Origin of the sequence: Aquimarina sp. MMG015 (assembly GCF_018100855.1) — a bacterium.
Lineage (GTDB): Bacteria > Bacteroidota > Bacteroidia > Flavobacteriales > Flavobacteriaceae > Aquimarina > Aquimarina latercula.
The window spans coordinates 752,144-764,646 of the sequence record NZ_JAGJEB010000002.1; the positions used below are offsets into that span (position 1 = coordinate 752,144).

Consider the following 12,503-nt stretch of genomic DNA (forward strand, 5'->3'; position numbering starts at 1 on the left):
CAAAACCTCCGAAATCAGACATAAAAAACAAAAAAATGAACAAAATAGCATTACCCATCGCCTTAATCGCATTAGTAGCATCTATAGCCTCTTTTTTCTACTTACAATCTTCTTCTGATCTTGTATATGTAGATGTCAATAAACTATTAGATGGTTATAAAAGAACCAAAATTGTAAAAGCAGAATTTGATGAAAAGGCTAAAACAATGAAATCAAATGTTGATAGCTTATTAGCTGATTGGCAAAAAGAATTAAAAACTTACGAAAAAGAACGCAGTGGTCTTAGCAAAAAAGAACTAGAGCTAAAACAACAATTACTAGGTAATAAACAACAACAGATTAACAATTACCAGCAAGCCGTACAAAAGCAACTACAAGAGGAAGATAAGAAAGTAACGCAGACGGTTATTAATGACATCAATGATTTCGTAAAAGAATACGGTAAGAAAAACGGATACAAAGTAATTTTTGGAGCAACTGGTAGCGGAACCATTATGTATGGAGAAGAGTCTGCTGACTTAACAGATAAAGTATTAGAAGAATTAAACGCTGAGTTCGAAGGGAAATAGTTAGCAGTCAGGAGTCGGGTGCTAGAGGTCAGAGGCCAAGAGTCAAACAAAAACCTCGGACACCCAACATCCGACTTTTAAAAAAACAAACCATGAAATTTAAATTTGAAGAATTAAGGATTTGGCAAAAAGCAATGGATATGGGCGAAGAACTAAACAAAGTTGCAAAGTCCTTTCCTAAAACAGAAATGTACAATCTTTCTTCTCAAATGATAAGAGCAATGGATTCAGTTGCCTTAAATATTTCTGAAGGATCTATTGGACAAACCAATCCGGAATTCAAAAGGTTTATGGGATACTCGATACGATCTTTAGCAGAGGTAGTAACATGTTTACATAAAGCTGAAAGAAGAAAATACATCAATAAAGATGAATTTGAAAAGTATTATGCTGATAGCTACGAATTAATGAATATGATGACAGCGTTTAAAAAAAGTATAAAATGATTAAGTCAAACTATAAACATTCGACCTCGGACACCCGACATCAGACAGACGACATCAAACATTGGGCCTCGGACACTCAACATGAGACATTCAAACCCAAAAGACTAGTATGCATGTTAGCGATAACTTTAATCATAGCTTCGTGTTCGAACACTACTTTCAACACTAAAGAAGACCTATGGAACTATCTCAATAATCCAGAGCATGAATATATCCACACCAAAACGGTAAATGGAGTGAATTTCTCCATTGTGTATAAACCAACAGATTTATTAGTAGATCAAGAATTAAGTGGCCAGGCTAATGATAAAGAAATTGATAGTTTACGAAGTAAATATGATCAATACTTGTATTTCAATTTATCTATGGCTAAGAATAATCAAGAATTATTAAGCAATGTTGCGGGTAACAAACAACAATTTGGAGCTATGGTAAATCAACTAGCTTTTGGGATGGAACAAAAAATTCATTTCTACACATCACAAAAAGATACTATAGCTATGGCAGATTATATCTACCCCAGAATGTATGGAATGAGTGGCGCTACTACTATTTTATTAGTATATCCTAAAGAAACTATGGTAACAAATGCGGAGCATATGACACTTAGTATTGAGGACCTTGGTTTTTATACTGGAGAAGTAAAATTTAAGATCCCAACAAAAATATTTAAAGACGAATTAGAACTAAAGTTTGAGTGAGGTCTGAAGACAGATGTCAGAAGATAATATTTGTCACCATGAGCCTGTCGAAGGACAGACAACAAACATCAGACATCTGACATCGGACATCGGACACTAATTATCCTGAGCTTGTCAAAGGAAAAAACAAAAAAAGTAAAACATCAAATCACAAAACTGATGAAGAAATACAAAACAAAACCATTAAGAATGACACATAAATATGTACTTATGAGTATTATTTGCTCATTTCTTCTATGTACTCATAATATTTCTGCACAAGGACCAAACGCTCCAGAAGCAGGAGCTTTTGAACCCGTAGATGCTACTGACATGGTAAATTTGGTCACGGGAAATATGTCCTACGTATTACCATTGCTAAATGTACCCTCACCAGAAGGTGGATATCCTCTAGCACTATCGTACCACGCAGGTATTGCAATGGACCAAGAGGCTTCTTGGGTTGGGTTGGGATGGAACCTTAATCCAGGAGCTATAAATAGATCTGTAAACGGATATCCCGATGATTGGGGGAAAACATATGTGGGAGAATTCTTTTATGATAAAGAATGGGAAGAAAATTATTATAACTTTTCTGTCGGAGGTACATTACCTAATGGTATCACTTTAGGAGTTGGAGGATCCTGGGGGTCAAATCAAGCATTTGGAGGAATTGTATCTATAGGTTATGCCGGTTTTACGGCTGATATTGGTGTCGCGGGTAATAGTGGATACTATGGAGTTGGCTATCGTTCAGGAGGTTTTAGCTATGGGATGTCTACACAAGGAGTAAATATTGGTTATGGTCAAAGCTTTGGGGGAGTTGGTCTAAATACAAATTACAATTCCAATAGTGGATTTTCTGGATCAGTTTCTGTTGGAACTCAAATTGGAACAAGAACAATCAGTGCAGGTGCAAGTGTTGGTATTTCTTTTAATTCTAGTGGAGTAAATTTATCTGGTAGCGCTAACATTAATGGTCTTGGTACTAACAACTCAAATAGTAGTATTAGTAGTAATGATTATAATATCGATTCTAATACCAGAGGTTTAAATCTGGATTTTGGAGCTTTTTGGATTGGTTATAGACATAAAGAAATAAAGTATTCTCTATTCAAAGTAAATAATCTATATGTTACTGGAACGTTATATCCATATGCTACCAAACGAACGCAAAGAGTACTAAAGAATGGTAGTATTTATGATACGTTTTTTCAGGAATTTGATTATGCCATGGATACATACAGTACGTCCATCAGAAATTCAACAGACAATAAAGACGAATATAAATTACCTTCTTATGACAACTATTCGGTAAATGCTCAGGGATTATCTGCTACGATTCAACCAAGGACGTTTGATGAAATGATTTTATATGGTAATGGTAACTATGAAAAGGAAAACACAGCATCTCTTTCACCTCTTAAAAGCTATAATAAGTTTATTGTCGATACGTTTGCAAATGATTATGACACCTATAAATTAGGCAATAAAACTCATTTCTATTTCACAAACTCATATAATTCATTCTTAAGGACAAAACGTAAATTCAATGATTTTCTAAATATTGACTTATACAACCTAGAATCTGGATTTCATGCATTAGCTAGTAAAACCAGTAATTCAATTGAATTCAGTCAGAACACAACACCTAATGGTAATAAAATCAGAGGAGGAGTTAATAATTATCGGAAAAGAGGTGGCGCGTATATAGAAACATTTACTAACAAAGAAATTAGAGGTAATAACGTTCTTAATTTTATTGAGGCTAAAAACCTAGAAACCGAAAGAAATAATACTGAGACTTTTATTGATGAAAGTATAGGAGCCTATAAAATTACCACAATTGATGGAAAAACTTATCATTACTCCTTACCCGTTTATCATTATGAAAATTTTTATAAGAGTTTTAAAGATGATTCTGATGAAAACAAAAATTTTTATGAGCAAAAGAAATTAAAACCATATGCAACACACTGGCTATTAACAGCTGTCACCGGACCCGATTACTTTGATGCAAACAATAATGGAATTGTAGATAATAATGATTATGGATATTGGGTCGAATTCGAATATGGAAAATGGAGTGATGGTTTTGCTTGGCGGGGACCAAAAGGAACTGATTTCAATACTATTAAAAGGAAAGTTGGACCTTGGGCTGGTACTGATGATATAACTAATAGCTATTCTTGGGGAAGAAAACAAATATATTATCTGGATAAGATTAAAACCAGAACACATACAGCACTATTTATTAAGGATTTAAGAGCTGACAATTTAAGCTCATTAATTGACATAAATAGTAAATACTACAACGGATCTAGCAATTTTGACATCAAAGAGTATGGACAAAATATTAGATCTCCTAAAAAGAAAAACTTTTCACTGCCTGGAGAGGTGTTGTATAATACCAACAATCTTACTGTAGAAATGCCATATGAACCAATTGAAGGAAATGTAGTCCATTCAAATGGGAATGTCGTACATTATGAAGCGTATATAGAGAATCAAAAATATATCTATTTACCAAAGACAAAATCTCTCAGATTATCAAAAATAATTTTATTAAAAAACGACGATCTTCCTTCAAATAACGAGCAAATCAAAAGTTTAGGTAATTTGACTAACGTAATAGAAGGCAAGCTATATATTAATGATGAATATAATAATGTAAGAGCCATAGTACAGCATAACAATGTTAATCAATACATTTCGCTTAATGGAACTTATTTTCGAAACAAAAAGAGCCTAAAAACTGTTTACTCACAACTTCACAATAATATTATTGACGTAAGTGATATTCAATCACTTGGATTAGAAAAGAAAGCATTAAAAGTGATTGATTTCAATATAGAATATCAACTAGGTGGTAATATCCCTAACTCTCAATCACCCGGAAATAAGCTACTAACATTAAAATCTTTAAATACTCGAGGAAAAAATGGAATTAGTATTACCCCTCCGTTCAAATTTGAGTACAACAAACCATCAACTTTATTTAATCGTGATGATATAGACAACTGGGGGTATCATAAAACAGATCCAGATTCTTGGAGTCTTAATAAAATAATAACTCCTACCGGTGGTAAAATTGATATCTCCTATGAATCAGACTCATACGAAATAGCAGCTTTAGGGCCAAGTTCTGGAGATAACCCATTTACTTTAACTACACACGGTTTGACCAACTTTAACGCTCAATTTATCGAAAGAATAGAAAAAGGCCCTCAAAATGACCCTTATGTAAAAATTTATTATAAAAACAATGTTTCTTTAGAACACGATTTATCATTTTATTTCACTCCAGGAGAAATTGCATCCGTAGGTTTTTCTACTCGTGGTGGTGATACGGGACCTTTAGGAACCGACTCCTATCCATCTGACCTTTATAAAATTAGACAAACACAAGGGAAAGAATGGGTGCTAATTCAGCCCACTGAAGAAGCTAGATATTATGACTATTTAGTGACAAATACAGAACCTCAAGAACATCTCGGTTTATACCTTTCGTCATTTTCTTTAACTAGTATTAAAAGTTCGTACATTATAGATGATCCTAATGGCAGAAAAAAAGGTGGAATTAGAGTTGCAGATATTAAAGTATCTGATGATACCGGAAATGCATTAACAACAGAATACTCATACAGAAATCCAATTAATAACATTATTTCTGGGGTTACATCCTATGAACCAGAGGATACTTTTGAAGATGGTTATGAGGATCATAACCAAAATTCATCATTTATTTCTGAAATACCTGCGCCAGGCGTAAATTATGAATTTGTCAAAGTATCTACGAAGGATGCAAATAATAATTTAATCGGTTATTCTCAATACCACTTTGATGTTTTGAAACCTATTGGCGAATTTTTAGAAACAAGCCAAGTTCCAATTAGTGGGACTAACTTTGTTTACGTAAGAGGAGGTCAAGATGAAACTACGGTTAGAGTTGATTATATTAATGAACAAGGAAATCAGAGGTCCTTTGATTATAATAGAAATGTATTTGGTATTGAAGATAAATCTTCTTTTATAGGAAGAGTTAAATCAATAAAAAATTTCAACAAAAAAAATCAACTGATAAGTTGTACTATCAATGATTATGAAAATAATTTAGATCAGGATGGCGAATTAGGTGTTACACAAGAATCTTTCCTAACATATACGCAACATAAAAAAACAATTAGTAATATTGGAATTTTTGATGCTAACTCTTCAATAGTTTCCAAATCATACTATCCAAGTAAATTAGAAAGTACTACAACTATACAAGGAGGATTTACAAACACAACTTATTATGATAAACACGATTTCTTAACAGGGCAAGTTCTAGAAACAAGAACAGTATCTAGTGAAGGAGATGAATTTAAAACTAAAATTACTCCAGCATATCAGATAGGAGGTTATACTGATAACACCAACGGTCATAGTATGGGTCCTAAAGTAGACAATCCTACAAACAAAAACATGCTTACCCAAACTGCAGCAACATTAACTCAAATTAAAGATGCTTCTGGAGATTGGAAAACGATTAATGCGAGTATCAATACCTGGAACAATGATTGGACCTATCGTAATTATAATGGCTCCACCACTACTCCGACTAATGATGCAGAAAAGATCTGGCGTAAACATCAAACCTTTGCTTGGAAAGGTGAAGTTGATGAAGATGGAGCGTATGCAGGATACACGGGAGATGATGATAACTTCAATTGGTTAGATCCAAACGATCAATCCAACGCTAAATGGATTAAAACATCCACAGTAAGTCTATACGATCATTACTCGATGCCTTTAGAATCCATTGATATTAATGAGAATAAAGCAAGTACTAAAATGGGAGATGATAACTCCAAAGTATTTGCAGTAGCAAATGCTGGATATACAGAAATGTATTATTCTGGAGCAGAAGACTTGATAGATAATACAAATTACTTTAGTGGAGAAGTATATAAAGGAAGTACCGCTACCCTATCGGATACCTATCATACAGGATCTAAAGCCATACAAGTATCTGCTAATGCAAAGGCATTTGCTGTTACTCCTAAAGCTGGAAACTATAAAGTTTCTGTTTGGGCATATAAAGGAAGTAATACCAATTACACCAATACTAAATTGCGTGCTGGTAGCACTACAATTGCATATCATCCTGCAGAAGTAATTCCTGCAGGAGATTGGATACAATTAAACTTTTACACAAATGATATTGGTGCAAATCAAGAAGTATATGTGTATACAACTTCTGGAACTGTTATCTATGATGATTTTAGATTAGTACCTATCGCTTCTTCTATGAGTAGTTATGTATATAATGAATGGGATGAACTTACCTATATCATCGGAGCCAACAACTTAGCTACTAAATACGAATATGACGATGCTGGTAGACTACATAAAACTTATAGCGAAGTAATGGATACTCCAGAAATTCGTGGAGGATTTAAGTTGAATAAAGAAATTAACTATAATTATGGGAATCCTACAAGTAATGACACCACCAACCCTAATGCACTTTCGCTAAGTCTTGGTATTGGTAATGCTAATACATCTACGACAACACTTACCGCAACTGCAAATGGAGGTAGCTATGAGTATGAATATCGATTTGCGATTGGTACTAGCTCCTCTAATTTAAGTTATGGGAGTTGGACATCCTCTAATACTAGAAGTTTGACTACCAATTGTACATCTACAGGAAGACGCTATTACAAATGTCAGGTACGTGATAAAAATTCTGGGGCTACTAAAGAGAGTACTGGAAATCATCAAAGAGGGAATTGTGGAATTGGAGATGATGATGACCCTATAGATATTATTCAACAATAAATAACCAGTTTAAACAAAAATAAAGAATGAAAAATTTTAAAACATATAGCACTTGTTTTTTAGCACTAGTTTTATCTTTTTGGGGAACAGCTCAAGATTTAAACTGGTATCAGAATACTGGTTTTGATATTATCGATGCTAATACAGTATCAGGAAACGGAAACCTATTATCGCACGAAGTATTACCCCAAGAACAAACTACCGGGCATTTTGAAATTACTAATTTCAAGGTTGACGGTAATAATCTAGGTGGTTTTGTAGAAACAAAATTCTCTTCAGCATCCATATTCTTATCACAAACCGTCTCAACAAGTTTAAATGGTAGCAATGGATATACCATTGCTATTGTACATAATTCTAGAAATGATTTAGTAGGAAATCGATACACAATAACCGCTAAAAAACCAGATGGAACAGAACTTGGGAAATTAGAAGATGTCATACTGCAAACTACGGATCGTATACGTATTGAAAAATTAAGTAGTACACAATTACGTTTCCTCTTTAACAATCAGGTGATCGCTACGGTTACAGATGCTAATTTATCTTGGAATCGAGCAGGAATACAAAGTTATAATCTAATAGAAGTTGGAGCTAATCCAGGTATTTTGTCCATGTCCTATGCGCAAAGTGGTTTTGAAATCACTGATGAAAGCTATGGGCCTTTTTCTGTTACTGATACAGATAAAAATTGGGTATCTGTAAATAGTTATGGAATTACTGAAAATGTAGTAGGTAATTTCATAGGAGCTAGCGTAAGTTACTATGATGATTTAGGTAAAGGAACACAATCACAAACTTTTGACACAAAAGCTAAAAAAACCTGGGCATCAGAAATACGTTATGATAATCAAGGAAGACCAGCATTAAGCACACTAAGCGCTCCAATTGGGGGTAGTCCAAGTTTTACTTATAAAAATGGGTTTATTAAAAAATCAGGTAATGCTGATTTTAATATCAATGATTATGAAAATACTGATCTAGAAAACCCTACTCCTGTTACGGATGAAACAAACACATTAGGATGGTACTATAGTGAAAACAACAATAGTGACCCATATCAAGACATTACAGATAGACCTTATTCTAGAACTATTTATAGTGATTTAAATCCTGGAACTGCTTTAAAAACTATTGGTGGTAACAAAATGGACGATCAATGGAAACAGGGCCATGTGTTTTCTATGCCCGCAGGACAAGAATTATCAAAGCTCGGAGCTTTTGGGGATTCTAAATATGATGACTATAAAATCATAAAAACCGTATCTAGAGATATACACGGTATCGAAGCTGTAGTCTTTACGGATACAGATGGTAGAACATTAGCAGTCGCTAGAAGTGGTAACGAAGAAGGTGGTATTGCTAACTCTAGAACATCCTCAGTAAAAATCAGTGAACAAGGATTTGTAGATATTCATATTCCTGTTGGTAGAAGTGGAATCTCATTATCCAGTAATCCTGGTATTACGGTGTATGATTTAATCACAGAAGAAATCGTTACTACCAATATAGGTAGCTTATCAAATGGATTTTATAGAATTGCAATTACAGATACAGACGATTATATTGCCAATAGTATTTCTGTTAATTATCCAGAAAACTATTATGATTATAGCTTAAACGAATACGATAAAGCAGGACGTTTACTAAGTAGTAAACAACCTTTAGCACAATTAGAAAGTACGTTTGAGTATAATGCATTAGGGCAATTAACCTATACTAAAAGTCCTGATGAAGGAGAAGCTTGGTTTAAATATCGTAGTGATGGACAAATTCGCTACTCTCAAAATAGCAAACAATTGGCAGCTGGTGAATTTTCATATACCAATTATGATCAACTAGGAAGGCCTACAGAAAGTGGTGTATTAGTCAATGGCAATTTTACCACGGCAAATCCAGATACGGCTTTACCTTCTGGAACTAGAAAAGAACAACACCTTACCACCTACGATGCATTAATACAATCTGATAAAAACTATCTATCGGGCGTGCACAGCAGCTACGCCAATCCGTCATTCTTATCAGGAAATGTGGCCAAAACCGAAAACGAAAATACCATCACCTATTATAGTTATGATATCTATGGTAGAGTGCAATGGATTGTACAAAACATTGCAGATTTAGGAGATAAAACGATCGATTATGAATATGATCCGATTACAAGTCAAGTAAACAGAGTACTGTATCAAAAACACAGTACATCGGATTTATTTATACATAAATACACCTATGACACAAATGATTATAGTCTTACCAAAGTAGAAACCTCTACTGATGGTACTAACTATATAGAGCATGCAGCCTATGAGTATAACGAAACCGGTGCATTAAAAACATTAAATCTAGCTGAAGGGTTACAAAAAATAGACTACGTCTATACCCTAAATGGTGCTTTAAAAAGTATAAATGATCCTACCCTTGATGATACTAATAATCCAGCGCAAGATATTGATGATCTGTTTGGGATGAACCTACATTATTATGATAACGACTATACTCGTGCTAACACTCCAAGATCTGTAGCTCGTACAAGCACAGGAATTAATCAATATAATGGAAATATAAAATCAATTACTTGGAACACCAATAGACCAGATATAACCAATACTCCTAATAGTTACTATTATACATACAACAAAAACAATTGGTTAACAGGAGCTAGTTTTAACCAACCTGTTAATGAAGCAGACCCAAATATTCCTTTGGATTTAGATCCACTAAACCAACCTGTTAGTAGCACTACCGATGCAGAAGCTAGACGATCTATTACGTTAGAAAACGGTTTTAGTATCACTGCCACGAATGGTCGTACTTTTAGTGCTAAAATCATAACTGATGGGACAGTATTGGGTAATGGAGATTATAATGTATCTAACATTACCTACGATGCTAATGGAAACATACAATCATTGAATCGTAACAAGGATAATGTTAATGGAAGCAATGCCATGGACAAACTATCCTATGCATATAAAACCGACAAACCCAATCAATTACTGCGTGTAGATGATGCTGTAGGAGATGTTAATGGAGCAGATGATATTGGAGATCAAAATGGAAATAACTACGAGTATAATGATATTGGACAATTAATAAAGAATGTTTCTGAAAATATTGAGTATCTTTATAACGCCAGTGGATTGGTGACTGAGGTTAAAAAAGATAATCAAACTTTGGTGAAGTTCTTTTACAATGATAAAAATCATAGGGTACGTAAGGAATCTTATAATCCGAATAGTAGCGCTACAACAACAACTTTTTATGTAAGAGATGCTGCAGGAACTGCCATGGCTATATATAACAGATTTAATGCCAATGTTCCAGGAGGAGGATCTACAGCCTCAATTGCGGAACATACGATCTATGGAGCAAATAGATTAGGCGTTTATAAAAGAGCATTATTTGGTGGAGGTAATAGTTTATATCAACTAACAGATCATTTGGGTAATGTGCGTGCAGTGGTAACCAGAGATCAAGAAACTGGTACTGCAATGGCCGTAAGTGCTACCGATTACTATCCTTTTGGTATGCCAATGCCCAATCGTACCCTGAGCGGAGCCGAAGGGTACAGATACGCATACCAAGGACAGGAAAAAGATCCCGAAACTGGAAAAGAAGCGTTCCAACTTAGATTATGGGATAGTCGGATTGGACGATGGTTGACCACGGATCCGTATGGGCAATATAACTCACCTTATCTTGGAATGGGAAATGATCCTATTAATGGTATAGATCCTGACGGTGGTTGGAGAACTTGGGCTGGTGCAGCTTGGGCTTGGTTAAATGGGTCTTACGGTGGTAAAGTACAAAAATTTAAAGATGCAACAGATCCAAATAAAAAATATGGGATTGTTCAATCTTTGGATGATGAAGCTGGGTTTAAGTTTTCTTATTCAATGGATGGCTACACCCTAAATAATCTAAATTCATATGATCAAGAAATAATATCAAGGTACGATGGTATAGAAAACTTACCTGCTTCTAACAGAAGTCTCAAAAGAAGACTAGATGGAGTCAAAATTTCCGATCTAAAAGATGGAAATGCTGAGATCATGCGAAGAAGAGTAGGATCAGTTTATAGAGCTGGTGCGGAATATGGGTTAGTAGGTTCTGGACTTTACAGTGGATTAAGAGTTCCTTCTATAAAATATACAGGTAATTTAAATGTAGGTAAATTTACTTTTTCCTTATTTTCTAAGGCAAATGCAGGGGGAATGACTGGACATAGGGTTATTGGTTTTACTCGAAAACCCTTGACACTTTTTGGAAAGAAATATAATCGATTCCAAGCTGCTCTTGATTATCATAATTGGCCATTACGACCAAATGGTGCGACACCCATAAATCAAAAATTTTGGCACTATCATTTTGGAGGATCTAGTGCAGGAAAACATCATCGACAATTATTTACAGGAAACCCAATTACGAATCCATCTCAACTTAAAAGAGGGTTATTTGGTTGGTTTTAAAATGTATGAAATTATGAGTAAAATTGAGGATTCACTTGTCAAATCATTATCAAATAATTTATTAAAAATTAAGGTTAATGATAAAATAGAAACTAATTTTTCTAGTAAGGAAATTAAATTTGGAGAAAAAATTGAATTGTTTTTCGAAAATTCGAAAAAACTGGTTTTGCAAACTTTTGAATTACCTCATAAATATGGAGAGGCAGATATAGAATTTGATTATCTATCAAGTGATGAATCAAGAGAAGATAGTTTAAGAAAGGTTGAAATAAAGAAAATTAAAATATATAGATGGAAAGCCAATGGTATTAATTTATTTGGATTGACTAAATATCTTACTCAGGTTGAATTATTTTTGGAAGGAAAAAAAAGTATTTCAATTGGTTTTTTCTATTTGAAAAATGGAAAAGTAGAATACCTTGCCACTGGTGAATTATCAATAAGTTTTAATCAGGATATTTTTAGATCGTTCAATAATAGTAATCTTTCTTATTCCGAAATAGAATTCCCCCC

The 12,503-nt window shown here is 34.0% G+C and carries 6 protein-coding genes; all 6 read left to right on the forward strand.

Annotated features, from left to right (window positions below; translation table 11 throughout):
- The first annotated feature begins 35 nt into the window (after positions 1-35).
- The gene (locus J8L88_RS06755; RefSeq protein ID WP_035084003.1) at positions 36-569 is read left to right on the forward strand and encodes an OmpH family outer membrane protein; all 534 of its coding nucleotides are present in this window, start codon (positions 36-38) and stop codon (positions 567-569) included.
- 92 nt (positions 570-661) lie between these two features.
- Positions 662-1,015 carry a four helix bundle protein gene (locus tag J8L88_RS06760; protein WP_027391077.1) on the forward strand — a complete coding sequence of 118 codons (354 nt, stop codon included), beginning with the start codon at positions 662-664 and terminating at the stop codon, positions 1,013-1,015.
- A complete protein-coding gene (locus J8L88_RS06765; RefSeq protein ID WP_247666424.1) occupies positions 1,012-1,716 on the forward strand; it encodes a hypothetical protein in 705 nt (234 codons plus the stop codon). The genes J8L88_RS06760 and J8L88_RS06765 overlap by 4 nt, the downstream gene beginning before the upstream one ends.
- A gap of 159 nt (positions 1,717-1,875) precedes the next feature.
- Positions 1,876-7,521, forward strand: coding sequence for a hypothetical protein (locus tag J8L88_RS06770; RefSeq protein WP_211060310.1), 5,646 nt, complete (start codon positions 1,876-1,878; stop codon positions 7,519-7,521).
- Positions 7,522-7,547: 26 nt separating this feature from the next.
- Entirely contained in the window at positions 7,548-11,990 is a 4,443-nt protein-coding gene (locus tag J8L88_RS06775; protein WP_211060311.1) for an RHS repeat domain-containing protein, read from the forward strand.
- A 13-nt stretch (positions 11,991-12,003) separates the two neighbouring features.
- On the forward strand, positions 12,004-12,503 hold a 500-nt coding region (locus J8L88_RS06780; protein WP_211060312.1), incomplete at its 3' end, for a hypothetical protein.